Raw genomic sequence first — 25,788 nt, 5'->3', positions numbered from 1 at the left:
GCCCCACCGAGGAGACACGAGACCCGCATGCCCTCCCACGCTCCCGACCGCTTCGACGAGGTCCCCGGCGACCTGAGCCGAGTGGGCGCGCACCGCGCGCCCCGTCCGCGCCACCACCGCTTCCGCGCCTTCGCCTGGGCGGCGCTCGCGACCGGCCTGCTCGTGGGCCTCGGCGTCGTGGGGCTCTTCGTCATCGACGATCGCGTCTCGTTCACCGACATCATCCCGAGCGGCGGCGCCTCGGAGGAGGCGGCGCCCACGGAGGAGCCGACCGTCGCTCCCACCACCGTGCCCGGCATGGTCGTGACGGTCCTCAACGGCACGAGGACATCGGGTCTCTCCGCCCGAGCCGCGACCGCGCTGCAGACGAAGGGCTGGGCGATCGGATCGCGTCTGAACGCGAGCTCGACCGACATCGCCACCACCACCGTCTACTACTACGACGCGGCGGACGAGGGCGCTGCCCGGGGCCTCGTCGCGGAGCTGGGCGTGGGGGACGTGGCGCAGTCCGAGCAGTTCCGCCCGGCGGCGGGCGCATCGGGCACCCAGGCGTCGAAGCTCACGGCCGTCCTCGGCGCCGACTACGCCGCCAAGCGCTGATCCGCCTCGACGCGGTGTGCGGAGCCGTGTCCGTGGAGTAACGCGACGGGGCACCGCCTGCCCTGTCTATCGTGCTGCCTGGTCGCACGCCCACCGCGTACCAGGTGCTGCGCGCCGTACGTCCCGAGGGCGTGGCGCGGGGTCGATGCAGGGCTCCGCGGCCGACCCGGGGGTGGCGGCACCGCGCTCCCGACACCGCGCATTCGCACATGGAGAAGCACATGGCCAACGGCACCGTGAAGTGGTTCAACGGGGAGAAGGGGTTCGGGTTCATCACCGTGGACGCCGTCGAGGGCGGTCCTGCCCAGCAGGACGTCTTCGTCCACTACTCGGCGATCGAGATGTCCGGCTACAAGGTCCTGGAGGAGGGGCAGCGCGTCGCCTTCGAGATCGGCCAGGGCTCCAAGGGCCTGCAGGCGGAGAACGTCACGCTGGCCTAGGGCGCATGCCACCACGACGACGCCGTCGCCCGTCCGGGCGGCGGCGTCGTCATGTCGCGGCCGGTCCCCGCCTGTGAGCGGCTCGCTTGCACTCGCGTAGGGCGAGTGCCAGAATCGTCCCTGGCACTCCCTCACGGGGAGTGCTAGACGACTGCCTTTTTCCTGACGTCCGGGAGGGACGAGAGATACACATGGCTAAGATCATCGCTTTTGACGAAGAAGCCCGCCGCGGCCTCGAGCGCGGCCTGAACATCCTGGCCGACGCGGTCCGCGTGACCCTCGGCCCGCGTGGCCGCAACGTCGTCCTCGAGAAGAAGTGGGGCGCCCCCACCATCACGAACGACGGCGTCTCCATCGCCAAGGAGATCGAGCTCGACGACCCGTTCGAGAAGATCGGCGCGGAGCTCGTCAAGGAGGTCGCCAAGAAGACCGACGACGTCGCCGGTGACGGCACGACCACCGCGACCGTCCTCGCGCAGGCCCTGGTCCGCGAGGGCCTCCGCAACGTCGCCGCGGGCGCCGACCCCATCAGCCTCAAGCGCGGCATCGAGAAGGCCGTCGCCGCCGTCACGGAGGAGCTCAAGTCCGCCGCGAAGGAGATCGAGACCAAGGAGGAGATCGCCGCCACCGCGTCCATCTCCGCCGGCGACTCCACCATCGGCGCCATCATCGCCGAGGCGATCGACAAGGTCGGCAAGGAGGGCGTCGTCACCGTCGAGGAGTCCAACACCTTCGGCACCGAGCTCGAGCTCACCGAGGGCATGCGCTTCGACAAGGGCTACCTGTCGCAGTACTTCGTCACCGACCCCGAGCGCCAGGAGGCCGTGTTCGAGGACGCGTACATCCTGATCGTCAACTCGAAGATCTCGAACATCAAGGACCTGCTGCCGATCGTCGACAAGGTCATCCAGTCGGGCAAGCAGCTCCTCATCATCGCGGAGGACGTCGACGGCGAGGCCCTGGCCACGCTCGTCGTGAACAAGATCCGCGGCATCTTCAAGTCGGTCGCCGTCAAGGCCCCCGGCTTCGGCGACCGCCGCAAGGCGCAGCTGCAGGACATCGCCATCCTCACCGGTGGCCAGGTCATCGCCGAGGAGGTCGGCCTCAAGCTCGAGAACGTCACCCTCGACCTGCTCGGCACGGCCCGCAAGGTCGTCATCACCAAGGACGAGACCACGATCGTGGAGGGCGGCGGCGACGCCACCGAGATCGCGGCCCGCGTGCAGCAGATCCGCAACGAGATCGGCAACACGGACAGCGACTACGACCGCGAGAAGCTCCAGGAGCGCCTCGCGAAGCTGGCCGGCGGCGTGGCCGTCATCAAGGCCGGTGCCGCGACCGAGGTGGAGCTCAAGGAGCGCAAGCACCGCATCGAGGACGCCGTCCGCAACGCGAAGGCCGCCGTCGAGGAGGGCATCGTCGCCGGTGGTGGCGTCGCGCTCATCCAGGCCGGCAAGCTCGCCTTCGAGAAGCTCCAGCTCGAGGGCGACGAGGCGACGGGCGCGAACATCGTCCGCGTCGCGGTCGACGCTCCGCTCAAGCAGATCGCCCTCAACGCGGGCCTCGAGCCCGGCGTCGTGGCCGAGCGCGTCCGCAACCTCCCCTCGGGTCACGGCCTCAACGCCGCCACGGGCGAGTACGTCGACATGCTCGCCGCGGGGATCAACGACCCGGTGAAGGTCACGCGCTCGGCTCTGCTGAACGCCGCGTCCATCGCCGGTCTGTTCCTCACGACCGAGGCCGTCGTCGCCGACAAGCCCGAGAAGAACCCGGCCCCGGCCGGCGACCCCACGGGTGGCATGGACTTCTAGTCCGACCGGGCCGGAGCGTCAGCGCTCCGGCCCACCAGCACGATCAGCACGACGAAGCGGGCGGTCCCTCACGGGGCCGCCCGCTTCGTCGTGCGCGGACGCTCCGGCAGCGGATGACCGCCGCCGTATCGCGCTAGTGCGCGAACATTCGGGCGTTGCCCTCCTCCACCTCCGCGTACTGGCGTGCGGCGGAGCTCAGCGCCTGGTTGATGCTCGCCAGCGCCTCCTCGACGCGCTGCTGCGTGCCCTTCCACTCCGCGACCACGCCCTGGAACGCCGTGGCCGCGCTCCCGGACCACGACCCCTGCAGATCGGCGAGCTGGCCATGCAAGCCCGCCACCTCGGCCTGGATGCGGCCGATGCTCCCCTGGACGGCCGCGGTCGCCGACAGGACGGCCTCGCTGTCCACCTGGTACCTCGTCATGCGTCTCCTCCTTCTCGTCGTCGGACGGGCGGAGGCTACGTGGTGGTCAGGAGGCGGGGGTCGCCGGAGCGCTGGCGGTGGGCGTCGCGGGATTCTCGGAGCTGGGGAGGAGGGGCAGGATCACGCGGAAGGTGGCGCCGCCGCCCTCGGTCTCCACGACGTCGACCCTGCCGCGGTGCGCGGCGACGATGGCGGACACGATGGCGAGCCCGAGCCCGCTGCCGCCCGTCTCCCGGGTGCGCGACGTGTCGGCGCGCCAGAAGCGCTGGAAGATCTTCTCCCGGATCTGCGGGGGCACGCCGTCCCCGTGGTCGCGGACCTCGATGCGCGCCTCCCGTGCGGCCTCGTCGACGACGGTGGCGAGCTCGATCGGGCTGCCCGCGGGCGTGAAGCGCACGGCGTTGCCGATGAGGTTGGTCACCACCTGCCGGATCTTGTTCTCCTCCGCCTGGACCATGGCGAACCCCTCGGCGGGGACGCGCGCGTCGTCCTCGCCGGGGCGGGCCGGGGCGAGGGCGTCCGTCGCCGTCTCGCCGGGGCGGCGCGAGCGGCGGGCGCGGAACCGGGACAGGGTGGCGCCGGCGAAGGCGATGGGCCCGGTCGCGTCGGTGCCGGACGGCGCCCCGGCGCCGCGCGACGCGTCCGGCGAGAGCTCCTGGGTGGGTTCGAGGCCGTCGGCGTCGAGAACGGGGCCGACGGGGTTGACGAGCACCGGCGGGAGCGCGGTGACGGTGCGGGTCTGCGAGGACGCCATCGCGTCGAGGGCGGCGTCGCGGGCGATGGGGTAGAGGTCCACGGGCGCCAGCTGCAGCGGCTTCGTCTCGTCCAGCCGCGCGAGCTCCAAGAGGTCCTCCACCAGCCCGCCCATGCGGATGGCCTCCTTCTCGATGCGCTCCATGGCCTGCGACACGTCCTCGGGCGTCTGCAGCGCCCCCATGCGGTACAGCTCGGCGTAGCCGCGCACCGAGACCAGCGGAGTGCGGAGCTCGTGGCTGGCGTCGCCGACGAAGCGGCGCATCTGGTCGATGGTCTTGGCGCGGTCGGCGAAGGCGCGGTCGATCCGGCTGAGCATCATGTTGAGGGAGCGGTTGAGGCGCCCCACCTCGGTGTTCGGGGTCGCGCCTCCGAGGCGCTGGCTGAAGTCGCCGCCCGCGATGGCGGCCGCGGTGCGCTCGACCTCGCGGAGGGGGCCGAAGGTGCTGGTGACCAGCATGCGGGTGACCGCGGCGCCGAGCACGACGACGGCGAGGCCGAAGCTCGCGAAGATCACGATGTACGTGGCGACGAGGTCGTCCACCTGCTCGAGCGGCCGGGCGACGACGAGGGTCGAGTACTCCATGGCATCCGGCGAGGCGTTCTGCGAGACCCGGACGATGCCGTGCCAGGCCTTCTTGCCGGAGTTGTCGGAGAAGACGACGATCTCGTTGTTGATCTGCGAGGCGCGCGCCAGGTCGAGGCCGAAGACGCGGGGGTGCTCGGCGGAGTCGCCCGTCCAGTTGTCGGCGAGGACGTCTCCCTGGGCGTCGAGGAGCACGACGAACCAGGCGGGATCCGCGGTGGCCACGTCGTCCTGCGTGAACGTGTCCGGCATCGACGCGTCCGTGTTGAGGACCTTCGGGAGCTGCGTGATCGTGACGCGGAGCTGCGCGTCGAGCTGGCTCACCATCTGCTGGCGCAGAAGGTACATGGTGCCGGCGCCGGAGACGAGGAGGCCGAGCAGGAGCAGGAGCACCGTGACGCTCGTGATCTTGGTGCGCAGGGAGACGTTGTTCCACTTCTCCGACACGTAGTCGTGCACTGGCCGCACCTCGTGTTCCCGTCTCGCTGACCTGAGTCACGAGGATAGGCGACCCAGCATGTGCGAACGGCCGGGCGCTCGGGGAGCGTCCGGCCGTTCGGGTGGTGCGGAGCCCTCAGGGGCCCGGCAGGGTCAGGACTTGGCGGCCTTGAGCATGTAGCCGAAGCCGCGCTTGGTCTGGATGACCGGCTCCGAGGAGTGCTGGTCGAGCTTGCGCCGCAGGTAGGAGATGTACGACTCGACGATGCCGGCGTCGCCGTTGAAGTCGTACTCCCACACGTGGTCGAGGATCTGCGCCTTCGACAGGACGCGATTCGGGTTGAGCATCAGGTAGCGCAGGAGCTTGAACTCGGTGGGGCTGAGCTCGATGGGCTCCTCGCCGACGAGGACCTCGTGCGTGTCCTGGTCCATGGTGAGCTCGCCGGCGCGGATGATCGCGTCCTCGTCCGCGTGCATCGTGCGGCGGAGGATCGCCTTGATGCGCGCCACGATCTCGTCGAGGCTGAACGGCTTGGTGACGTAGTCGTCGCCACCGACCGTGAGGCCCGTGATCTTGTCCTCGGTGTCGTCCTTCGCCGTGAGGAAGAGGATGGGCGCCGTGTAGCCGGCGGCACGCAGGCGCTTGGTGACGCCGAAGCCGTTCATGTCCGGCAGCATCACGTCGAGGATGATGAGGTCGGGCTCCTCCTCCAGGACGGCCGAGATGGCCTGGGCGCCGTTGCCGACGGCGCGGACCGCGAACCCGGCGAACCGGAGGCTCGTGGTCAGCAGGTCGCGGATGTTGGGCTCGTCATCGACGATAAGGATCTTCGGGCCATCGCTCATGGGATGAAGTATCTGCGCGCTCGCTGGGAGCAGCCTGGACGCGCGCGACAGGCTGTGGACATGGGCAGCCCGGGCGGTCAGGCAGCGATGCCCGCCGCATCGAGGATCGTGTAGCTGTAGCCCTGCTCGGCGAGGAAGCGCTGGCGGTTCTGCGCGAAGTCCTGGTCGACGGTGTCGCGGGAGACGAGCGTGTAGAAGCTGGCCGACAGGCCCGACGCCTCGGGTCGGAGCAGGCGGCCGAGGCGCTGGGCCTCCTCCTGGCGGGATCCGAACGAGCCGGACACCTGGATCGCGACGGTGGCGTCGGGCAGGTCCACCGAGAAGTTGGCGACCTTGCTGACGACGAGCACCCGCTCCGTGCCGTCGCGGAACGCCTGGTAGAGCCGCTCGCGCTCGGCGACGGGCGTCGCCCCCGTGAGCTTGGGGGCGCCGAGCGCCTCCGCGAGTTCGTCGATCTGCTCCAGGTACTGCCCGATGACGAGGATGCTCTCGCCGCGGTGCCGCTCGACCAGCGCGCGCGTCACGGCGAGCTTGGCGGGCGCCGTGGCGGCGAGGCGGTAGCGCTCGTCGTCCGCGGCGGCGGCGTAGACGAGGCGGTCGTCGTCGGGGAGGTCGATGCGCACCTCGAAGCACTCGGCGGGGGAGATGAAGCCCTGGGCCTCGATCTCCTTCCACGGCGCGTCGAACCGCTTCGGGCCGATGAGGCTGAAGACGTCGCCCTCGCGGCCGTCCTCCCGCACGAGCGTGGCCGTGAGGCCGAGGCGACGGCGGGCCTGGAGGTCCGCGGTCAGCTTGAAGACGGGCGCGGGTAGGAGGTGCACCTCGTCGTAGACGACGAGGCCCCAGTCGAGCGCGTCGAGGAGCGCCAGGTGGGCGTACTCGCCCTTCCTCTTGGCGGTGAGGATCTGGTAGGTCGCGATGGTCACGGGCTTGACCTCGCGGGACTGGCCCGAGTACTCGCCGATCTCGTCCTCGGTGAGCGTCGTGCGCTTGAGGAGCTCCGAGCGCCACTGGCGGGCCGAGACGGTGTTCGTGACGAGGATCAGCGTGGTCGTCTTGGCGCGGGCCATGGCGGCTGCTCCCACGAGCGTCTTGCCGGCGCCGCAGGGGAGGACGACCACGCCGGATCCGCCGTCGAGGAAGTGGTCGACCGCGTCGTTCTGGTAGCCGCGCAGCGCCCAGCCGTCCTCCACGAGGGCCATGTCGTGGGGCGTGCCGGGCGTGTATCCGGCCAGGTCCTCGGCGGGCCAGCCGATCTTCACGAGCTCCTGCTTGAGCTGGCCGCGCGCCCAGGCCTGCACGCGGTAGGTCGTCGCGTCGACGCGCTCGGTGAGCAGCGGTGCGATGCGGCGGGAGCTCGCGACCTCCGAGAGGACCGCGGACTCGGTGCTCGAGATCTGCAGCCCGCCGTCGGCGTCGCGCCCGATGACGAGGCGGCCGTAGCGGCCCACGGTGTCGGCCACGTCCACCGTCACCGACTGCGGGACGGGGAACCGGGAGTAGCGCTCGAGGGTGGCGAGCATGTCCTCGGCGGTGTGGCCGGCGGCGCGCGCGTTCCAGAGGCCGAGGCGGGTGATCCGGTACGTGTGGATGTGCTCGGGTGCGCGCTCCAGCTCGGCGAAGACGGCGAGGTCGTGGCGCGCGTCCTCCGCATCCGCGTGAGCCACCTCGAGGAGGACGGTGCGGTCGCTCTGGACGATGAGGGGGCCGTCGGGCATGCCCGCCAGCCTAGGCGCGCTCACGCGGTCGCCGGCGCGGGGGAGATCGCGACGACGCTCGACAGGGGCAGGGTCCGCTCCACGTCGGCGACGCGGTCGCGGGCGCGCAGCCGTCCGCCGGCGACGCTGGAGGGCTCGAGCAGGTGGTCCACCTCGCGGCCGTCCGGCATGCGGACGCGGACGCGGAGGGCGGCCTTGGCGCGGATCGCCACCTCGAGCTGGCGCGTCGTCCACGCCGCTCCGTCGTCGGGGCCGTCGGCCGCCCGGACGCGGGCGACCAGGGTGTCCGCCCCGTCGGGATCGGGATCCGCGGTGGTGTGCGGCGTCGGAGCGGTCGCCCGGGCCGGTGCGATGCGGCGTCCCTCGGCGTCCTCGCGGACGGGAGCGAGCCGGGCGGCCGCCAACGCGCGCTCGACGGCGTCGGGCGATGCGGCGGAGGTGAGCAGCGTGGCGCCCGCGCGCACGAGCCGCAGCGGCGCGAGGTCGCGGTCGACGAGGAGGGTGGCGAGCAGCGGCCCGTCATCGGAGAGGACCGCTGTCCGGGCGTCCGGGACCCCGTCGGAGGGCGACGCCGGCCGGACGAGGATGCGGCCGAAGCGGCTGGCGGCCTCGTCGATGAGGTAGTCGAGGGGCTGGGGGATGCCGGTCAGGGAGACGTCTGCGAGGAAGGAGCGGATGGCGTCGACCGTCCCGCCCGACGCGAGGGCGCGCGTCACGGACGCGGCGGAGATCCGATAGGTCGCGGCCAGTCCCCGACCCTCGGCGTCGGCGACCTCGAGCAGGCGCGACTCGATGGCCGGATCGAGCGGCCCGGGCGACACGACGGTGAGGTCGTGCTGCAGGTAGACCCGGTCGACCTCGGCGGGCAGATGCGGGGCGAGCGCGGCGGCCGCGGCACCGGATCCCGTCGTGAGGAGGGCGCGGCCCGCCGAGCTCGGGACGCCGCCCGTCGTGATGCCGAGGAGGCCGGCGTCGCGGGTGAAGGCCGTGATGCGCTCGCCGATCCAGGCGGATCCCCCGGGGAAGCGCCAGAGGACGCTGTCGACGAGCCCCGCTCCCCATGACGCGTCGGCGCGCTCGGCGAGGATGCCGCGGGTCGCGGGCGCCAATGCGTCGAGCCACGCGGCCGCGAGGGCCTCCCATCGCCCGGCGGTCGGTCGCGCGGACCACGCGGACGCCGCCACGGCCGTGGACCACGTGCGGCCGGATAGGGCCACGAGCGCCGCGCGCTCGGCGAGGGACAGGTAGACGGGGACGTCGTCGAGGTCGGAGCCGAGCGCGGCGGCCAGCCGACGCGCGTCGGGCAGGGACATGCCGCCTCGGCTCAGCTCGCGCGCGGGCTCCCGCACCAGCTCGTCGACGAGCGCGGCGACGGCGACCACGGAGCGGAAGGCGCTCTCGCCCGCCCTCCGGTCGACCTCGTCGGCGTCGACGCGGGGGACGGCGGCGAGCGAGGCGGGCGGAGCGAGGCGGGCGAGCTCGTCCGTCCCGGGAAGGCCGGCGGCGGGCCAGGCGGCGAGGGCGGCCGCGACCTCGGGATGCGTCGTGATGCCGGCGTCGGCGACGGCGGCCAGGAGGGTGCCGGCGGCGCGGTGCGCGGCGTCCGCCACGGTTGACGGATCCAGCGGATCCTCGCCCGAGCGGCGGGAGAGCGCGTCACGGAGCGCGCCCAGGGCGACAGGGCCCGCGGTCGCCCCCTCCTCGGCGGCGACCGCGAGGACGGCCAACGCCGTGCGGTCGAGCTGCTCCAGCGCGCGCGCGACGGCGTCCGGGACGAGCAGCGCGTCCGCGAGGTCGAAGAGGTCGGCGATGCGCGCGGCGTCGATCCCGCGGTCGCGGACCAGGGCGGCGAGCACCGTGTCGTCGAGCGCGCGGAGGCGGGCCGCGAGCACGAGGGAGTCGGTCATGGTCGTCCCGCTAGCGGGACGTGCCGTCCATGCGACGTCGGCGCCGGACGCTGATGATCAGGATCGCGATGAAGAGGAGCGCGGCGATGGGGATGCCCACGGCCGGGAGCAGCAGGATGACCTGCCACAGGGGGGTGCTGTACTGGGACGCGTCGACGGCGATGAGCGGCGCCAGCAGGATCGCGAGGATGCTCAGCACGGCGACCAGCAGGATCCCGGCGAGCATGTACGCGAGGATGCGCTCGGCCCGGCCCTCGCTCGGTGCGGTCTCGGATGCCATCCGCTCAGACTACGCCGTGGCGCGCGCCCGGGCGCGTCGCACGGGCGGCGGGTGGCCGGTCGTGCGCCGCCGTCACCGGGTCCGGCGGGGTCCCGGCGAATAGACTGGACCGCCCACCAGCACATCGAGCCCCTCCGGGGCGAGGGAAGAGGATCGCATGCCCACCGGCAAGGTGAAGTTCTACGACGAGGACAAGGGGTTCGGGTTCATCAGCTCGGACGACGGCCAGGAGGTCTTCCTGCACGCGTCGGCCCTGCCCTCGGGCGTCGCCGGCGTGAAGGCCGGCACCCGGCTCGAGTTCGGCATCGCGGACGGCAAGCGCGGCGCGCAGGCCCTCTCCGCGCGCATCCTCGACGCCCCGCCCTCGCTCGCTCGCATGTCCCGCAAGCCCGCCGACGACATGGCCGTCATCGTCGAGGACCTCGTGAAGGTGCTCGACGGGATCGGCACCGGTCTCAAGCGCGGCCGCTACCCCGACGACGCGCACGGCCGGAAGATCGCGGCGCTGCTGCGCCGGGTCGCGGAGGAGCTCGATGCCTGAGCCGCGGGACGAGATGACGGACGTGGACGAGACGACCGTGGCCGCGACTGATGCGCTGGCCGGCGACGTGACGACCGACGACACGGCGACGGAGGCCGAGGCGCCCCGGGAGCCGGCCGTCCCCGACGCCGAGCTGCTCGCGGCCGTGGACCTCGCGCGTGCCGCCCTGCTGGAGATCACGCCGGCCGAGACCGTCGGGCCGCCTGCCGGTTCGATCGTCGAGGGCGACCGCGTGCTGTCGCTCCTCTTCGCGAACACGATGCCCGGGTACCCCGGCTGGTTCTGGACCGTCACGCTCGCCCGCGTCGACGACTCCGCCCCGACGGTGCTCGAGGCCGAGCTGATGCCCGGCGAGGGCGCCCTGCTCTCGCCCGAGTGGCTGCCGTGGTCCGACCGGCTCGCCGGAATCGAGGCCGACCAGGAGGCCGAGCGCATCGCGGCAGAGTCCGACGACGACGACGATGACGAGGACGACGATTCCACGGAGGACGCCGAGGACACGGACGACGTCCTCGACGGCGTCGACTTCGAGGCGCCCGCATCGGACGACGACGACGACGATGACGACGACGACGACGATGACGACGACGACGACGACGACGACGATGACGACGATGACGACGACGACGACACGGGGTTCGACGGCGCCGATCGCTGATCCGCGTCGCGCATGACGACGGCGGCGGCCCCCGAGGGGACCGCCGCCGTCATCATGTGCAGAGGAAGGTCAGCCCGCGCCCTGCTCCACCACGAACTCGATGCAGCGCACCAGGGCGCGCACGTCGTCCGGCTCGATGGCCGTGAACGTCGCGACCCGCAGTTGGTTGCGCCCGAGCTTCCGGTACGGCTCGGTGTCGACGACGCCGTTCGCGCGGAGCGTCTTCGCGATGGCGGCGGCGTCGATCGAATCGTCGAAGTCCATCGTCACCACCACCTGCGAGCGGTGCGCGGGATCCGTCACGAACGGCCGCGCGTACTCCACGCGCTCCGCCCACTCGTAGAGGACGGACGACGACTCGCGCGTGCGGGCGTCCGCCCACGCCAGGCCGCCGGCGCGCTCGATCCAGTCCAGCTGGTCCTCGAGCATCAGCAGCGTGGCGAGAGCCGGGGTGTTCAGCGTCTGGTTCAGGCGGGAGTTGTCGACGGCGTTCTTGAGGCTGAGGAACTCGGGGATCCACCGGCCGGACGCCGCGATGCGCTCCACGCGCTCGAGCGCGGCGGGGGAGAACAGCGCGAGCCAGACGCCGCCGTCGCTCGCCAGGTTCTTCTGCGGGGCGAAGTAGTAGACGTCGGCCTGTGCCGCGTCGAAGTCGATCCCGCCCGCCGCGCTCGTCGCGTCCACGACCGTGAGCGCGCCCTGGTCGCCGTGGACGCGCGTGACGGGCGCCATGACGCCGGTGGAGGTCTCGTTGTGCGGCCACGCGTAGACGTCGACGCCCTCGACCGGGTTCGCGGAGGCGCGGCTGCCGGGCTCGGCGCGGATCACGTCGGGCGCCTCGAGGAACGGCGCGCCCGCCGCGGTCGCGAACTTGCCGCCGAACTCGCCGAACACGAGGTTCTGGCTGCGGCGCTCGATGAGGGAGAAGGCCGCCGCGTCCCAGAACGCGGTCGAGCCGCCGTTGCCGAGCACGACCTCGTAGCCGTCGGGCAGGCGGAAGAGCCGGGAGAGACCGTCGCGGACACGGCCGACCATGTCCTTCACGGGCGCCTGGCGGTGGGAGGTGCCGAGGATCTGCGCGCCCGCGAGCGCGAGGTGGTCGAGCTGCGCCTGCCGGACCTTGGACGGCCCGCAGCCGAATCGTCCGTCGAGGGGCAGCAGTTCGGTGGGGATCTTCGTCGTCGGCATGCGGCAATGCTAGGGGACCGTCCGCGACCGGCCCTGGCCCCTCCCACGCTCCCGCGCCGGTCATCCGGCACCCGGGGAAGTAGGCTGGTCCCTGGCGCAAGGGAGGCCCGATGACTGATCTCGTGGACACGACGGAGATGTACCTCCGCACCATCCTCGACCTCGAGGAGGAGGCCATCGTCCCCCTGCGGGCGCGGATCTCCGAGCGCCTCGGTCACTCGGGTCCCACCGTCTCGCAGACCGTCGCCCGCATGGAGCGCGACGGCCTCGTCATCGTCAGCGGCGACCGGCACCTCGAGCTCACCCCCGAGGGCCGCAGCAAGGCCGTCCACGTGATGCGCAAGCACCGCCTCGCCGAGCGGCTCCTCAGCGACGTGATCGGCCTCGAGTGGGAGTTCGTCCACGACGAGGCCTGCCGGTGGGAGCACGTGATGAGCGAGCAGGTGGAGCGCAAGATCCTCGACCTCCTCGGGCACCCCACGGAGTCGCCGTACGGCAACCCCATCCCCGGGCTCGACGAGCTGGGCGACTCGCCCGCCGTGGCGTTCATGGCCGGCGTCGTGAGCATCGTCGAGGCCTCGCTCGGCACCACGGAGGACGCGCCCGCGCGCGGCGTGATCCGCCGGCTGGGCGAGCCCGTGCAGTTCGACCCCGAGCTCCTCTCGCAGCTCAAGCAGGCCGGCGTGCTGCCGGGCGCGACCGGATCCTTCTCCCGCGAGGGCGCCTACGTGCTCGTCCGGGCGGACGGCGCGGGCCCGGGGCTCGAGCTGCCGCTCGAGGTCGCGGGGCACATCTTCATCGAGCGCTGACCGGACGCGGTCCGGCGTCCGCGTCAGGCGGATCCCCAGGACCACCCCCGAACGGGGTGCCCGACGAGGGCACGCCGCTGTCACCGGGGGTTCTGTCCCGCATCCGTCGCGAGGATGACGTCTGCCGTTATGGATTCGTTAGAAATATGGTCCCTCAGGATGACAAACGGGTGCGCGTCCCTTACTCTCGAACAGGCCCGACCGACCACCACAGAGGTTCCGGGCCCGGTGCAGGGCGTCTCGACACCCGTCCCCTGCATGAGTACCCCTCGACGACCTTGGAGGGACGGGGCGCCAGCATGTCCGGCGTCGAGACGCAGGAGGTTGACAACTTGGCCCATGGTGACATCAGCGGTTCCGTCGGGAACCCGTCCGACCCGACTCGACCGCCCGCACCCGGGATGGATCGTCTGCCCACTCGCCGCGAGCTCCGTGCCGCCGAGAGCGCCAAGGTCGTCCGCCCGCGTCGCGACTCCGCGACCCGCACTCTCCAGGCTCCCGCGCCCCGCGTGACCCCGGCCCCCGCACCCGCCGGCCGGTCGCGCCGCACGAAGGCCGCCAACGCCGTCGTGATGACCTTCGTCACCGGCCTCGTCGGCGTCATGGCGATCCCGGCGTACGCCGCCGGATCCTCGCTCGAGCACACCTCGTCCGCCGAGGGCGCCTCGCTGCAGGACTACACGGCCGCCAACGCGCAGGTCGTGACCGCGGACAACGCGTCCTCGGCGCCGGTCCAGGAGGAGGGCTTCACCGCCACCTCCGTCGCCGACCTCAACGCGCAGAAGGCGGCCGCCGCGCGCGCCGCCCTGGCCGAGCAGCGCCGCACGCAGCTCGCCTCCTCGGCGACGAGCTACACGGGCGCGTCCGCCTCCCAGCTCGCCCAGAACCCGATCTACCCGGGCACCTCGGCCACCGGCGTCGCCGCCGTCGCCCGCCAGTACCTCGGCGTGCCGTACGTCTTCGGCGGCAACACCCCCGCGGGCTTCGACTGCTCGGGCCTCGTCCAGTACGTCTTCGCCCAGTTCGGCCTCAACCTCCCGCACTCGGTGCGGGCACAGGGTGCGGCCGGCGTCACGGTCCCCGCCTCCGAGGCGCGCGCCGGCGACATCGTGGTCTGGAACGACGGCAGCCACGACGGCATCTACACCGGCAACGGCATCATGATCGACGCGCCGAAGCCCGGCGACCACGTCAAGGAGCGCCCGGTCTGGAGCTCCAACGTGCACTACGTCCGCCTCCTGGGCTGACGACCGGCACGAGATCGACCGGGAGGCCGGCGGCATGCATCCTGTGGGATGCGCCGCCGGCCTCCTGCGTTCCCCGGGACAAACGAGGGGCGCTGGGTTACCCTGTCCGGTGAGACGTCCCTCGACCCGTCCGGGAGCCCCGATGACCACCGCACCTGACATCCGCACCATGGATGCGCACGTGCGCCACGGCCATCGGCACCATCCCCGGATGGGCATCCACCTGGTCCACCCGAGCGGTCACCCGCTCTCCTAGAAGGCATCGTCGTTCATTCGGCGGTGCCTTCGCGTGTTCTGCGGGGGCGGGACGCCTCATTCGGATTCCTGGAAGCCGTCCAGGCCGGTCTGAGAGGGATGTCGTGCGCACACTGGTACTCAACGCGGGCTTCGAGCCGCTCGCCGTCGTGTCGTTCAAGCGGGCCCTGGTGCTCGTGCTGAGCGGCAAGGCCACCATGCTCGCCCAGGACGAGGAGCACCCGATCCTCGGCAGCGGCGGTGCGTGGGGCCGCCCGTCCGTGATCCTGCTCACGCGGTACGTGCGGATCCCGCACGCGCGTCGCGTGCCCGTCTCGCGGCGCGGGGTGCTGCGGCGCGACGGGGGCCGGTGCGCCTACTGCGCCCGCAACGCGACCACCATCGACCACGTCCTCCCGCGCTCGCGCGGCGGGAAGGACACGTGGGAGAACCTCGTGGCCTGCTGCCTGTCGTGCAACAACCGCAAGAGCGATCGCACGCCCGAGGAGATGGGCTGGACGCTGCGCACGTCGCCGCGGGCCCCGCAGGGGAGCGGCTGGGTCGTCAGCGGCATGGAGCGGCCCGCGCCCGGCTGGGACGAGTTCCTGGCGCCGGCGGCCTGATCGCGGCGCCCTTCGCCTCCGTAGGCTGAGGAAATGACCGCCGACGCTCGCGACTCCTCCGCTCCTGACGATCCGTTCCTCTGGCTGGAGGAGATCCACGGCGACCGCGCCCTCGCGTGGGTGCGCGCGGAGAACGCACGGACGCTGGGCCGGTCGCCGGAGGAGGCCCGCGCGGAGCTCACGGGCGAGCTGCTCGAGGTGCTGGAGTCGGACGAGCGGATCCCGTACGTCACGCGGCACGGGGAGCACCTCTACAACCTCTGGCGCGATGCCGAACACGTGCAGGGGCTGTGGCGGCGCACGACGCTCGACGAGTACGAGGCGCCGGCGCCCGAGTGGGAGGTGCTGCTCGACCTGGACGCGCTGGGCGCGGCCGAGGGGATCCCGTGGCAGTTCTCACGGGCGCAGCTGCTGTCGCCCGCGCGCGACCGGGCGCTCGTGTCGCTCTCGCCCGACGGCGGGGACGCGGTGGCGGTACGGGAGCTCGACCTCACCACCGGGTCCTTCGTCGAGGGCGGCTTCGCGGTGCCGGTCGCGAAGACGATGGTGTCGTGGATCGACCGGGACACGGTGTTCGTCGGCACCGACTTCGGGCCGGGCAGCCTGACCGAGAGCTCCTACGCCCGGACCGCTCGGCGGTGGAGCCGCGGTCAGGCGCTGGCGGACGCGCCGGAGGTCCACGCCGTGGCCGCCACCGACATGCTCGTGCACGTGACGCACGACCCCACGCCCGGCTTCGAGCGGGACGTGGTGCGCGAGGTGCCGGACTTCTTCACGTCGCGGACGCTCCTGCTGACGGACGAGGGGACCGTCCCGATCGACGTGCCCGAGGACGTGGACGTCGACCTGCACCGCGAGTGGCTCGTGCTGCGGCCGCGCACCGACATGGAGATGGGCGGCGTCGTGCACGCGGCCGGCTCGCTGCTCGCGGCGCGCCTCGACGACTTCGTCGCTGGATCCCGCGAGCTCGTCGTGCTGTTCGCGCCGACCTCGTCGCGGAGCCTGGAGGACTGGGCGTGGACCGCGGGGCATCTCGTGGTGACGCTGCTGGAGGACGTGGCGAGCCGGATCCGCGTCCTGACGCCGCCGACCGCCGACGGGCCGGCCGGGTGGCGCGAGGAGGACGTGCGCGTGGGGACGCCGCTCGCGTCCGTCTCCGTCGTCGCCACCGACCGCGAGACCGACGAGTACTGGCTCGCCGTGACCGGGTTCCTCACGCCGCCGACGCTGCTGCACGGGGCGGTGGGCCAGGGTGCGCCGCGACCGGTCAAGGAGCAGCCCGCGTCCTTCGACGCCGACGGGCTCGAGGTGCAGCAGCACTTCGCCGTGTCGGACGACGGGACGCGCGTGCCCTACTTCCAGGTGGGACCGCGTGACCTGCCGCTCGACGGATCCGCGCCCACGCTCCTCTCGGGCTACGGCGGCTTCGAGAACAGCCGCCTGCCGTCGTACAGCGGCGTGGTGGGACGCGGCTGGCTCGCGCGCGGCGGCGTCTACGTGCTCGCCAACATCCGCGGCGGCGGCGAGTACGGGCCGGCCTGGCACCGGGCAGCGCTGCGGGAGGACCGGCACCGGGCGTACGAGGACTTCGCCGCCGTCGCGCGCGACCTCGTGTCCCGCGGCGTGACCGTGCCGGCCCGCCTCGGCTGCGAGGGCCGGAGCAACGGCGGCCTGCTGGTCGGCAACATGCTCACGACCTACCCGGAGCTGTTCGGCGCCGTGATCTGCGGGGTGCCGCTGCTCGACATGCGGCGGTACACGAGGCTCTCGGCGGGGGCGTCGTGGATCGCCGAGTACGGGGACCCGGACGTGCCGTCCGACTGGGAGTTCATCCGGACCTTCTCGCCGTACCACAACGTCCGACCCGGGGTCGCGTACCCGCCGACGCTCGTCTACGCGGCCACGAGCGACGACCGGGTCGGCCCGGTGCAGGCCCGGAAGATGGTCGCCCTGCTGCACGAGACCGGGGTCGAGGACGCCTGGTACTTCGAGAACACCGCGGGCGGCCACGGCGGATCCGCGGACAACCCCGCGACCGCGCGGCTGCAGTCGCTCATCCACGCGTTCCTCTGGGAGCGGCTCGGGGGCGCGGGGGCGGGCGTCTGAGCCGGCCGGCGACGTGACGGGCAGCTGCCCGGGGCGTCAGCCGGCGCGCCGCGCCGTGACGCGGGGACGCAGGGCGGACACGAGGCCGGTCAGCATCACCGTCGGCTCCAGGCCCACCTCGCGCTCGAGGCGCGTGCGGTAGATCTCGTAGGCGCGCAGGGCGTCGGACTGGTTGCCGGCGGCCACGTGCACGGATATCAGGCAGCGCTGCGCGGTCTCGCGGAGCGGATCCACGTCGATGGCCCGTCGGGCGGCCGACGCCGCCTCGTGCAGGCGCGAGCGGGTGAGGAGCGCCTGGGACTGGGCCTCGAGCGCGTTGACGCGCAGGTGGCGCCACTCCTCGGCCGCGGGCTCCAGCCAGGCGTCGAACCAGTCGGGCAGGAGGTCCGCGCTGAAGAGGGCCACCGCGGCCGGCGAGATGTCCGCGTCGTCCGGCTCCTCCTGTCGCGGCTCGAGCAGGCGGGCGGCCGTCGCGCGAGCCGTCCGCAGGTCGACGGCGACCGCGTCGTGCAGCATCAGGCCGCCGGGTGCGGAGCCGACGATCTCGCGTCCCCCGTCGCCCAGGCGGGCGATGGCGGAGCGGAGGCTCGACGCGGCGCGGCCGTCCAGCGCGTCGGGCCACAGCTGGCTGGCGAGGGTGCCGCGGTCGGTGGGGCGGGCGCGGATCGCGAGGGCGGCGATCAGGCGCCTGGTCCCGTCGGAGAGGGCGGCCCCGCCGGGATCCTGCCCGGGCGAGGCCGATGCGGGATCGGCGCCGAGGCCCGCGATGCGGAAGCCGCCGAGCACGTCGACGCGGATCATGATGGCGTCTCGGTGGGCGTCGGGCGACCGGCGAGGGGGCGAGCGGGGGCAGGCGCACGGCGCGCCGAGCGGAGGGATCCCGCGTCGACTCGCTGATGCATCCGGCACCTCCATCGCGGCCACCGTATCCGTTCGACGACGAAAGCCCACCATGGACGTGCTTTTGGGGCTATGCACGACGGATCGCCCGGCGACGCGTCGTCGGGCGATCCGTCAGGCGATCCGCGGGGCGGCTACCGCTGGGCGGACCGGCGTCGGACGTTCCATCCCAGTCCCAGCGCACCCAGGACGAGGGCGGCCAGGCCCCAGCCGATCGTGGGCGTGGGGTCGTAGCCCGTCACCGGGAGCGATCCGCCGGGAGTGGTGCCCCCGGGGACGATCGGCGCGGCGGTGGTGCTCGTCGGCGTGGGCGTGCCCGCGGTCGGGGTCGGCGTGCCGGCAGTCGGCGTCGGGGCCGTCGCGGTGGGGGTCGGGGCCGTCGCGGTGGGCGTCGGGGCGGTCGCCGTCGGCGTGGGCGCGGTGGCCGTCGGCGTCGGGACCGTCGGGGTCGGGGTGGGAGCCGTGGGCGTGGGGGTCGGCGCCGTGGGCGTCGGGGTGGGAGCCGTCGGGGTCGGGGTCGGCGCCGTCGGCGTGGGCGTCGGGGCGGTCGGCGTCGGCGTCGGCGCGGTGGGCGTCGGCGTGGGGACCGTCGGGGTGGGGGTCGGCGCCGTGGGGGTGGGCGTCGGCACCGTGGGCGTCGGCGCGGGCGTGGTGGGCTCGACCGTGGGGGTCGCGGTGGGCGTGGCCGTGGCCGTCGGCGTCGGCGTCACGACCGCGGTGACGAAGTTGCTGATGTTCGTGGCGCAGGTGACGGTCGCGCCGCCGCCGTTGCCGGACCCGTTGCACTGGTTCACCGTGACGAGGAGAGCGGAGGTCTCGGTGGACGTCGGGACGGTGCAGGTGACGCGACCCGCGGCGCCGCCGCCGTTGCCGGAGCCGTTGCACTGGGTGACGTCGGCGCCCGTCGTGTTGGAGACGGGCGAGCAGGCGGTGCCGCCGGCGGCGCCGTCGGTCGCGGAGCCGATGCACTGGTTCACGGTGGCGGGCGTGGTGGTGCTCTCGCCGACGATGTTGTTGGTGATGTCGACGTTGCAGATGACATTGCTGCCGCCGCCGTTGGCGACGCCGTTGCACTGGTCGACCGCGGTGATGATGATCCCGTCGCGCTGCGACACCGTCGTGGTGCAGAGGGGAGCCGCTCCTGCGGCGCCGGCGCACACGCGGGTGGTGACCGTCGAGGATCCGGTCTGCGTCGCGACGTTCAATTCGTTGACGACCGTCACGTCGCATTCGACCTGGTCGCCACCGCCGTTGGGGGTGTCGTTGCACTGGGACGTCGTCGTGGGGGAGACGGCCGCCGACGCGGACTGCATCTGCCCGGTCAACCCGACGACGGCGACGAGCGCGATGAGCGCGGCGCCCGCGGAGGCGAGGATGCGCTGGGTGATGCGACGACGGGGGCGGCGAGCGGGAATTGCGGTCCCGGGTGATGCGAGGTGTTTCGGCACGGTGCTCCTTCTTCCCGGCCAGCGTGCTCGCGCCCCCGCGACGCATCCGCGACGCGGGCGTGACGCGCGCGTGACACCCGGCGCGGCGCGCACGCCGGGCCCTGGTATTCCGGGGGCCGCGTAATTCATTACGGCGCGCCCGTGGGACGACGAAGAGGGCCGATCCGGTGGTGGATCGGCCCTCTTCGCACGTGCTGCGCGCGATGCGCGCGTCGTGTCGCCTACTTGTTGGCGCGGTACTCCTCGAGCAGGTCGGCGGAGATGCGGCCGCGCTCGGAGACCTTGTGGCCGTGCTCGCGCAGCCACTCGCGGGCGGCGCCGAGGTCCTCCTTCGGAGCGCTGGAGGACGAGCGGCGCGAGCCGGACGAACGGCCGGTAGAGGCGCGGCCGACGCGGCGGGCGCGGTCGACGTACGTGTCGAGCGCCTCACGCAGCTTCGCGGCGTTGGCGTCGCTCAGATCGATCTCGTAATTCACGCCGTCGAGCGCGAACGGGACGGTCTCGCCCTTTCCCTCTTCGATGACGACGCCGTCGATGTCGTCGACGAGCGTGGTGACAACCTTGCGAGCCACGTCTGTTCCTCTCATTGCAGATGGTGCATCAGATGATGCGGCGAGAACCACGATACCCGGTGCGCGCGGGAAATCCGACATCGTTCGTGAATCGGTGACGGAAATCGGCTGACAATCCGCGGGAACATGGTCTCCTGATACGTCTCCACGGCCGCGCCGTGCGCATTCCGTCTCGTCCGCGGGGCGTCGACGGCCGTGTTTCCCCTGCGTCGCGGCCCGGTCGGGCGCGCATATCACGGAGGAATGCGACGCCATCTCCCCGCCTATGGAATTAGAGGGGCGCGGCGCCGACCGCCGCGGGGGAATGCCCGAGGGCCCGCGGAGACGTGCTCCGCGGGCCCTCGTGGATGCTGATCAGGACGGGATCAGTAGTACTCGCCGTGCCGGTAGTCCCACGACGGGAACGACCGGGCGAGCGCCGACATTATGACGTCCACCGCGAGGCCGCGGCGGATGAGCGTCGGGTTCGGGGTCACCGAGCGCTCGCCGCGCTGCTCGGGGATGAGCGCGCCGGACGCGTCGACCATGGACACCATGACGCCCTGCTCGTGGCGGCTCGTCTCGTCGAGGCCCGGCTGGATGGAGGCGACGTAGTCGTCGGCCGCGACGATGACGTCGGCCTGCTGCTCGATGCGCTCCCCGATGCCCTCGACGCGTCCGCGGTTGCCCTTGCCCGACGGGTTGGCCGAGCTCGCGAAGGACAGGCGGCGGCTCTCCCACAGGCGCTGGGCGAGCTGCTCGGCGGGGCGGCCGAAGCGGATCACGAAGCAGCTCGTGCCGCGGCGGTCCATGGCGAGCTGGCCGGCGACCTCGTCGGGGATGAGGTGCTTCGCGTCCTCGCGCCAGGGGAGGATGCAGCCGAGGAGCACGTCGGCGTCCCAGTGCTCCTGGTAGAAGGCGAGGATCTCGTCGTTGAGCACGGCGAGCTCCTGCAGCTGCGCGATGCTCGTGCAGAGCACCACGCCCGGCTTGTCGCGGTTGCGCTGCTTGGCGTCGAACTTGCGCTCGAGGCCCGTGCCGTCCGTCGTCATGAGGATGTAGCCGACCTTGGTGGCGGCGACGACGAGGCCTCCCGGTGCCTCGAGGGCCTGGGCCGCGCGCTCGTCGAGCGTGCCGTCCCAGGGGATGGTGCGGGTGGTGTCGGTCATGGGCGCGTGCCTCTCGTGCGTGTCGGAGTGGGGCCGCCGCGCGCACCTGCGTCGGGCCGGGGTGCGCGCAGCCGCGCGTGCGGCGGATGAGCGGTGATGTCGACGGTAGGCGCGGCGGCTGGGTGGAGCGGGTGAGCGTCCACAGGGAGGGGCGACGGCCGCCTCGAACGGGGGCTCCTGGCGGCCGGGGCCGCTGCCTAGCCTGAGGGGATGAGCGCTGCCGCCGGCTGGTACGACGACCAGGATCCCCGCTACGTCCGCTGGTGGGACGGCGAGCGCTGGACCGAGCACGTGCAGCCGCGGCCCGGGGTCGCGCCGCCGGAGGTGGAGCCGGACGCGCCCGCCGCGCCGCCCGTCGACCGCCTCTCGAAGCGCGAGGCCCGGGAGCGCGCCGCGGCCGCCGAGGCGCACATCGCCCAGCTGGAGGACCTGATCCGGCGGCACGGCATGCGCGAGTTCGCCGAGGTGGACGACTACCGCGAGCGCGCGGCGGCGGAGGCGGAGTCCGCCCGGCGCACCGGGGCCGAGGCCGCGTCCGCGCTGGTGGCGGCGGCGCGGGAGGAGCGCGACCGGATCCTCGCGGAGGCCGGGGCGGAGCGCCTTCGGGCCGAGGCGGAGGCGGGCGCGACCCTCGAGCGGGCCGCGGCGGACGCCCGAGCCGCGCGCCTGCGGGCCGAGGCCGAGCTCCAGGCGGTGGACGAGGCCGTGCACGAGCGGATCGAGACCCGCCGCGCGCTCGACGCCGAGCTCGCGACCGCCCGCGCGGAGCTCGTCGACGTGACCGCGACGGCGGGGCTGCAGGGCGTGGGCCTGTTCGACTACGACCACCCGGCGGAGTCCTCGGCCGAGCTCGCATCGCGCCTGGAGGCGCTGCGGTACACGATCAAGAACGCCGTCCGGGACAAGCGGGCGGTGACCGCCACGTCCGGGTTCACGTTCAACGGATCCGAGGCGCAGGGGCGGCGATTCGTGAGCGACATGTCGAAGGTGCTGCTGCGCGCCTACAACGCCGAGGCGGAGAACGCCGTGAAGGCGACCAAGGCGGGCAACCTGCACGTCGCCCAGAACCGGCTGACCCGGGCGGCGGAGCAGATCGCGAAGAGCGGCACGATGATCGACCTGCGCATCGAGGACGGATATCACGAGCTGCGGCTCGAGGAGCTCCAGCTCGCGAGCGCGCATCTTCGCGTGCTGCAGGCGGAGAGGGAGATGGAGCGGGAGCGCCGGGCGGAGCTCCGCGAGCAGGCCAAGGCGACGGCGGAATTGCAGGCCGAGCGGGATCGCCTCGACAAGGAGCGCGCCCATTACGCCGCGACGCTGGCCGCGCTGGAGAGCAAGGGCGACGTCGAGGGCGCGGCGCGCATGCGGGACCGGATCGACGACGTCGACCGCGCGCTCGTGGACGTGGACTACCGCGCGGCGAACGTGCGCGCCGGATACGTCTACGTGATCTCCAACGTGGGGGCGTTCGGCGAGCGGATGGTGAAGATCGGCATGACGCGGCGGCTCGAGCCGATGGACCGGGTGGTCGAGCTCGGCGACGCGTCCGTGCCGTTCCGCTTCGACGTCCACGCGCTGTTCTTCGCCGACGACGCGGTGGGCGTCGAGGCCATGCTGCACCGGACCTTCGCGGAGCACCGCGTGAACCGGATCAACCTCCGACGCGAGTTCTTCTACGTCACGCCCGACGAGGTGCTCGAGGCCCTGCGGGCGCACGCGGTGGAGATCGTCGAGTTCGCCCTCCACCCGGCGGCCGAGGAGTACCGGGCCAGCCGCGCGCTCGACGGGGCGGAGCCGGCTCCGGCGGCCTGACGGTCGGCGCTAGGCCCCCGCCGCCAGCACCGTGCGGCAGGCCAGGTGCAGGGCGAGGCGCGTCTCGGCGTCCTGGAGGTCGACCTGCAGGATGCGTTGCACGCGCTGGATCCGCTCGGCCACCGTGTTGCGGTGCACCGCGAGGATCGAGGCGGTCTCCGCGACCGACGACTCCGCGTCGAGGTAGGTCGCGAGCGTCGTGAGCAGGTCGCCCGTGGTCTGGCGGCGCAGCGGCGCCAGCAGCTCGAGGGCCGCGGGCTGGAAGGTGTCCGTCTGGGTCCAGGCGAGGAGGAGCTGGGCGAGGCCCAGGCGGTCGACGTGCAGGAAGCGGCCGGACTGCGGGCGGGACGCCGCGAGGCGGGCGGCGTCCGCGGCCTCCGCGAGCGAGCGGGCGATGCCCGCGGGGCCGCGGTGCACGCGGCCGACGCCGACGTCGCTCGGCAGGTCGTCGTCCCAGCGCTGCTGGGCGCGGCGGACCGCGCGGGCGGCGTCGTTCGCGGTCGGGACGTCGGGCTCGAGCGCGAAGGAGATCCACGCGGCCCAGCCGTCGCCCTGCTCGACCACGGCCACGTCGAGGCCCTCCGCCGCCAGCGCCTCGATGAGCTCGTAGCGGCGGCCGACGATGTCGGCGTCCTGGCGCGACACGACGCGGATCCCCATGTGCCAGCCCTCGACGCGCCAGCCCAGCTCGAGCGCGCGGCGCAGGAGGCCGGCGCCGGGGGAGTCGCCCGCCTCGAGGAGCTCGCCGAGGAGGGCGATGCGCCAGCGGGCCTCGCGCTCGTCGACCACGCGGCGGAGCGACAGCCGGTGGCCGACCGCGAGGGCGACGACCGGGAGCGCGGCGGAGACGGCGTCGACCTCGGCGGCGACGGATCCGGGCACCTCGACCGCGAGCCAGCTCGGCGCCATGAGCCCCGAGTCGACGGGTGCGGTGACGAGGGTTCCGCGCTCGCCGACGGGGCGCGCGTCGACGTGGCCGGCGAGGCCGGCGGCGATGGCGGCGTGCGCGGCGGGGGAGGGCGCGGCGCCCTCCGGGGCGAGCACGCGGCCGGAGGAGTCGACGAGGAGGGCGGGGCGCCCGAGCGTCGCGGCGGCGGCGCGCAGGGCGTCCGCCGGATCCCGGCCAGCGTCGGCCACCGCGGTGACGGCGTCGCGCGCGGCGCGACCTGCGGCGGCCCGGGCGTCGCCGAGGCGGTCGTGCAGCGCGATCGAGGTCGCCCACGCGTCGTCGCACGCCAGCACGACGAGGCCGAGGCGGTCGGCGAGGAGCGTCGTCGCGGGATCCACCGCCACGGCCGCGTCGAGCACGACGGCCGCGACGCCCCGGTCGGCGAGGCGACGCAGCCGCGCGTCGAAGCGCCACGTGGTGCGCTCGGCGCGGTCGAGGACGACCACGACGTCGGCGTGGGCGCCCAGCGCGCCCGGCGCGGCGTCGTCGCCCGCGGTCGCGTCCGCCGGCGCGTCCATCCGCACGCCGCGGACGCCGGAGACCGCGGGATCCGCGGTCCCCGCCACCCGGCGCACGTCCGCGAGCGACGCGTGGTCGAGCAGCGCGGAGAGGGGGATCGGCCGGATCACGCGCGCGCCCCGCCCGCGACGGCGTCGACGTCGACCCGCCCGAACCCGAAGGCGGCGGGCGAGACGGCGGCCAGGCGCTCGGGCGTCGCGGTCCACCACGCGGGCGCGTCGAGGGCCACGACGACGACGCGGGCGCCCGGTCGCGCTTCGTCGACGAGGAGCACCCGGGCCCCGGCCACGGAGGTGCCGGGGACGCCGATCACGGCGATGAGGTCGGGGACCGTGGCGACCGGCCGGCCGTCCACGAGCGCGATCACGAACTCGTTCTCGGCCTCGAGCCGGATGACCGCGCCGGTCGTCTCGTCGACCACGCTGACCGTCGTCACGTCGAAGCGGCCGGGGCGGGGCGAGGTGACCACGTCCACGATGCGGCCGTGCCCGAGGAGCGTGCCGCCGAGCGCCGTCGCGAGCCCGGCCGGGGTGCCCGTGCCGTCGGCGGCGCGGAGGGCGCGGCCGAGCTCGATGGCCCGCTCGGCGGTGCCGGCGATCGCCGTCGCGCGGAGGTCGGCGGCTCGCTGCGGCGGCAGGGCGAACGCCGCCCAGCCGGAGGAGTGCGCGATGACGAGCCGGAGCAGCCCCTCGACCTCGGCGGGCGTGACGCCGTCGAGCAGCATCGTGCGGCCTCCCGGCTCCGTGACGGCGCACGGCGAGATGGCGCGGCCGGAGACGACGAGGCTCGACTGGTCGATGCGGGGGAGCGCGCGGCCCGTGAGGTCGGCGTCGAGGAGCGGGAGGCCGAGCGTCGAGGCGGCGGAGAGCGGTGCCAGGCCGTTGACGCCCGCCATCTCGAGCGCCATGAGGGCCGCGGGCGGCGTGCCCGTCCAGCGGGTGAGCGCCTCCACGGCCTCGGCCAGCTCCGTGCCGGACGGGAGCTTCTCGCGCAGCACCGACGTGGATCCGATGTAGCCCACCGCCACCACGAGGTCGTCGGCGTCGAGGTCGTCGAGCCCGATGCCGCGCACGGGCGCGTCCCGCAGCTGGCGGGCGGTGGCGGCCGCGAGGATCCGCGGGTCGCCGCCCCCGCCCGAGCCCAGCAGGAGGAGACCGCCGACGAGGTCCGGGAGGTCGTCGACTCCCAGATCCCGGCTCACGGGCGTCACGGTAGCACCCGGGTCCCGGCC

23 protein-coding genes are annotated in these 25,788 nt (G+C 73.4%); 10 read left to right on the top strand and 13 right to left on the bottom strand.

Annotation, left to right across the window (positions count from 1 at the left end; genetic code table 11):
- The first annotated feature begins 27 nt into the window (after positions 1-27).
- The 3 genes from JOE38_RS07745 to groL all read left to right on the top strand — a co-directional run bounded on the left by JOE38_RS07745 (position 28) and on the right by groL (position 2,851).
- Complete coding sequence (locus JOE38_RS07745; protein WP_204575611.1) at positions 28-600, top strand: LytR C-terminal domain-containing protein; 573 nt, start codon at positions 28-30, stop codon at positions 598-600.
- Positions 601-821: 221 nt separating this feature from the next.
- Positions 822-1,040: a cold-shock protein gene (locus JOE38_RS07740; protein WP_012039167.1), complete on the top strand. Its 219-nt coding sequence runs from the start codon at positions 822-824 to the stop codon at positions 1,038-1,040.
- 191 nt (positions 1,041-1,231) lie between these two features.
- Positions 1,232-2,851, top strand: a complete 1,620-nt coding sequence (gene groL / locus JOE38_RS07735) for a chaperonin GroEL (RefSeq protein ID WP_204575610.1) — start codon at positions 1,232-1,234, stop codon at positions 2,849-2,851.
- Positions 2,852-2,984: 133 nt separating this feature from the next.
- On the opposite strand, the gene JOE38_RS07730 is transcribed toward groL, so the two are convergent.
- From JOE38_RS07730 to JOE38_RS07705, 6 genes are all read right to left on the bottom strand, one after another.
- On the bottom strand, positions 2,985-3,275 hold the full coding sequence (locus JOE38_RS07730) for a WXG100 family type VII secretion target (protein WP_015491075.1): 291 nt from the start codon (positions 3,273-3,275) through the stop codon (positions 2,985-2,987).
- 46 nt (positions 3,276-3,321) lie between these two features.
- Positions 3,322-5,082 (bottom strand): sensor histidine kinase, encoded by a 1,761-nt coding sequence (locus JOE38_RS07725; RefSeq protein ID WP_204575609.1) that lies wholly within the window; start codon positions 5,080-5,082, stop codon positions 3,322-3,324.
- 123 nt (positions 5,083-5,205) lie between these two features.
- Complete coding sequence (locus JOE38_RS07720; protein WP_012039163.1) at positions 5,206-5,898, bottom strand: response regulator transcription factor; 693 nt, start codon at positions 5,896-5,898, stop codon at positions 5,206-5,208.
- Between the two features lie 77 nt (positions 5,899-5,975).
- Positions 5,976-7,616 (bottom strand): DNA repair helicase XPB, encoded by a 1,641-nt coding sequence (locus JOE38_RS07715; protein ID WP_204575608.1) that lies wholly within the window; start codon positions 7,614-7,616, stop codon positions 5,976-5,978.
- A gap of 20 nt (positions 7,617-7,636) precedes the next feature.
- Positions 7,637-9,523 (bottom strand): helicase-associated domain-containing protein, encoded by a 1,887-nt coding sequence (locus JOE38_RS07710; RefSeq protein WP_204575607.1) that lies wholly within the window; start codon positions 9,521-9,523, stop codon positions 7,637-7,639.
- A gap of 10 nt (positions 9,524-9,533) precedes the next feature.
- Entirely contained in the window at positions 9,534-9,803 is a 270-nt protein-coding gene (locus JOE38_RS07705; protein ID WP_063071391.1) for a hypothetical protein, read from the bottom strand.
- Positions 9,804-9,960: 157 nt separating this feature from the next.
- Between JOE38_RS07705 and JOE38_RS07700 the strand changes: the two genes are divergently transcribed.
- Together JOE38_RS07700 and JOE38_RS07695 are read left to right on the top strand one after the other, a co-directional pair.
- Positions 9,961-10,344 (top strand): cold-shock protein, encoded by a 384-nt coding sequence (locus JOE38_RS07700; protein WP_194636117.1) that lies wholly within the window; start codon positions 9,961-9,963, stop codon positions 10,342-10,344.
- Positions 10,337-11,002: a DUF3027 domain-containing protein gene (locus JOE38_RS07695; RefSeq protein WP_204575606.1), complete on the top strand. Its 666-nt coding sequence runs from the start codon at positions 10,337-10,339 to the stop codon at positions 11,000-11,002. The genes JOE38_RS07700 and JOE38_RS07695 overlap by 8 nt, the downstream gene beginning before the upstream one ends.
- Positions 11,003-11,071: 69 nt before the next feature.
- Here the strand turns inward: JOE38_RS07695 and serC are convergent, their stop codons facing one another.
- Positions 11,072-12,190 carry a phosphoserine transaminase gene (gene serC, locus JOE38_RS07690; RefSeq protein WP_204575605.1) on the bottom strand — a complete coding sequence of 373 codons (1,119 nt, stop codon included), beginning with the start codon at positions 12,188-12,190 and terminating at the stop codon, positions 11,072-11,074.
- Positions 12,191-12,300: 110 nt separating this feature from the next.
- Here serC and JOE38_RS07685 point away from each other — a divergent pair, with 110 nt between their 5' ends.
- From JOE38_RS07685 to JOE38_RS07670, 4 genes are all read left to right on the top strand, one after another.
- The gene (locus tag JOE38_RS07685; protein WP_204575604.1) at positions 12,301-12,999 is read left to right on the top strand and encodes a metal-dependent transcriptional regulator; all 699 of its coding nucleotides are present in this window, start codon (positions 12,301-12,303) and stop codon (positions 12,997-12,999) included.
- Positions 13,000-13,400: 401 nt separating this feature from the next.
- Positions 13,401-14,246 carry a C40 family peptidase gene (locus JOE38_RS15915; RefSeq protein WP_275577768.1) on the top strand — a complete coding sequence of 282 codons (846 nt, stop codon included), beginning with the start codon at positions 13,401-13,403 and terminating at the stop codon, positions 14,244-14,246.
- A 359-nt stretch (positions 14,247-14,605) separates the two neighbouring features.
- Entirely contained in the window at positions 14,606-15,103 is a 498-nt protein-coding gene (locus JOE38_RS07675; protein WP_053775155.1) for an HNH endonuclease, read from the top strand.
- Between the two features lie 33 nt (positions 15,104-15,136).
- Positions 15,137-17,209 carry a prolyl oligopeptidase family serine peptidase gene (locus JOE38_RS07670; protein ID WP_204575602.1) on the top strand — a complete coding sequence of 691 codons (2,073 nt, stop codon included), beginning with the start codon at positions 15,137-15,139 and terminating at the stop codon, positions 17,207-17,209.
- 36 nt (positions 17,210-17,245) lie between these two features.
- On the opposite strand, the gene JOE38_RS07665 is transcribed toward JOE38_RS07670, so the two are convergent.
- The 4 genes from JOE38_RS07665 to JOE38_RS07650 all read right to left on the bottom strand — a co-directional run bounded on the left by JOE38_RS07665 (position 17,246) and on the right by JOE38_RS07650 (position 21,277).
- Positions 17,246-18,010, bottom strand: a complete 765-nt coding sequence (locus JOE38_RS07665) for an AfsR/SARP family transcriptional regulator (protein ID WP_204575601.1) — start codon at positions 18,008-18,010, stop codon at positions 17,246-17,248.
- Between the two features lie 233 nt (positions 18,011-18,243).
- The gene (locus JOE38_RS07660) at positions 18,244-19,557 is read right to left on the bottom strand and encodes a hypothetical protein (RefSeq protein ID WP_204575600.1); all 1,314 of its coding nucleotides are present in this window, start codon (positions 19,555-19,557) and stop codon (positions 18,244-18,246) included.
- Between the two features lie 221 nt (positions 19,558-19,778).
- Positions 19,779-20,129 carry a histone-like nucleoid-structuring protein Lsr2 gene (locus JOE38_RS07655; RefSeq protein WP_204575599.1) on the bottom strand — a complete coding sequence of 117 codons (351 nt, stop codon included), beginning with the start codon at positions 20,127-20,129 and terminating at the stop codon, positions 19,779-19,781.
- A 365-nt stretch (positions 20,130-20,494) separates the two neighbouring features.
- A complete protein-coding gene (locus JOE38_RS07650; RefSeq protein ID WP_204575598.1) occupies positions 20,495-21,277 on the bottom strand; it encodes an L-threonylcarbamoyladenylate synthase in 783 nt (260 codons plus the stop codon).
- A 210-nt stretch (positions 21,278-21,487) separates the two neighbouring features.
- Between JOE38_RS07650 and JOE38_RS07645 the strand changes: the two genes are divergently transcribed.
- Positions 21,488-23,089: a DUF4041 domain-containing protein gene (locus JOE38_RS07645; protein WP_204575597.1), complete on the top strand. Its 1,602-nt coding sequence runs from the start codon at positions 21,488-21,490 to the stop codon at positions 23,087-23,089.
- A 9-nt stretch (positions 23,090-23,098) separates the two neighbouring features.
- Here JOE38_RS07645 and JOE38_RS07640 read toward each other — a convergent pair whose 3' ends face one another.
- Positions 23,099-24,667, bottom strand: a complete 1,569-nt coding sequence (locus JOE38_RS07640) for a PucR family transcriptional regulator (RefSeq protein WP_204575596.1) — start codon at positions 24,665-24,667, stop codon at positions 23,099-23,101.
- A complete protein-coding gene (locus JOE38_RS07635; RefSeq protein WP_307838845.1) occupies positions 24,664-25,758 on the bottom strand; it encodes a DUF917 domain-containing protein in 1,095 nt (364 codons plus the stop codon). Before JOE38_RS07635 ends, JOE38_RS07640 begins: the two co-directional genes overlap by 4 nt.
- Positions 25,759-25,788: the final 30 nt, after the last annotated feature.

Source organism: Clavibacter michiganensis (assembly GCF_016907085.1).
Lineage (GTDB): Bacteria > Actinomycetota > Actinomycetes > Actinomycetales > Microbacteriaceae > Clavibacter > Clavibacter michiganensis_O.
This window is presented reverse-complemented; position numbering and strand designations above follow the sequence as displayed.

Excerpts from the sequence above, each read along its gene's own strand:
- JOE38_RS07745 (WP_204575611.1), top strand. The coding sequence starts at position 28 with ATGCCCTCCCACGCTCCCGACCGCTTCGACGAGGTCCCCGGCGACCTG.
- JOE38_RS07740 (WP_012039167.1), top strand. The coding sequence starts at position 822 with ATGGCCAACGGCACCGTGAAGTGGTTCAACGGGGAGAAGGGGTTCGGG.
- groL (WP_204575610.1), top strand. The coding sequence starts at position 1,232 with ATGGCTAAGATCATCGCTTTTGACGAAGAAGCCCGCCGCGGCCTCGAG.
- JOE38_RS07730 (WP_015491075.1), bottom strand. The coding sequence starts at position 3,275 with ATGACGAGGTACCAGGTGGACAGCGAGGCCGTCCTGTCGGCGACCGCG.
- JOE38_RS07720 (WP_012039163.1), bottom strand. The coding sequence starts at position 5,898 with ATGAGCGATGGCCCGAAGATCCTTATCGTCGATGACGAGCCCAACATC.
- JOE38_RS07715 (WP_204575608.1), bottom strand. The coding sequence starts at position 7,616 with ATGCCCGACGGCCCCCTCATCGTCCAGAGCGACCGCACCGTCCTCCTC.
- JOE38_RS07710 (WP_204575607.1), bottom strand. The coding sequence starts at position 9,523 with ATGACCGACTCCCTCGTGCTCGCGGCCCGCCTCCGCGCGCTCGACGAC.
- JOE38_RS07705 (WP_063071391.1), bottom strand. The coding sequence starts at position 9,803 with ATGGCATCCGAGACCGCACCGAGCGAGGGCCGGGCCGAGCGCATCCTC.
- JOE38_RS07700 (WP_194636117.1), top strand. The coding sequence starts at position 9,961 with ATGCCCACCGGCAAGGTGAAGTTCTACGACGAGGACAAGGGGTTCGGG.
- JOE38_RS07695 (WP_204575606.1), top strand. The coding sequence starts at position 10,337 with ATGCCTGAGCCGCGGGACGAGATGACGGACGTGGACGAGACGACCGTG.
- serC (WP_204575605.1), bottom strand. The coding sequence starts at position 12,190 with ATGCCGACGACGAAGATCCCCACCGAACTGCTGCCCCTCGACGGACGA.
- JOE38_RS07685 (WP_204575604.1), top strand. The coding sequence starts at position 12,301 with ATGACTGATCTCGTGGACACGACGGAGATGTACCTCCGCACCATCCTC.
- JOE38_RS15915 (WP_275577768.1), top strand. The coding sequence starts at position 13,401 with ATGGATCGTCTGCCCACTCGCCGCGAGCTCCGTGCCGCCGAGAGCGCC.
- JOE38_RS07670 (WP_204575602.1), top strand. The coding sequence starts at position 15,137 with ATGACCGCCGACGCTCGCGACTCCTCCGCTCCTGACGATCCGTTCCTC.
- JOE38_RS07665 (WP_204575601.1), bottom strand. The coding sequence starts at position 18,010 with ATGATCCGCGTCGACGTGCTCGGCGGCTTCCGCATCGCGGGCCTCGGC.
- JOE38_RS07650 (WP_204575598.1), bottom strand. The coding sequence starts at position 21,277 with ATGACCGACACCACCCGCACCATCCCCTGGGACGGCACGCTCGACGAG.
- JOE38_RS07645 (WP_204575597.1), top strand. The coding sequence starts at position 21,488 with ATGAGCGCTGCCGCCGGCTGGTACGACGACCAGGATCCCCGCTACGTC.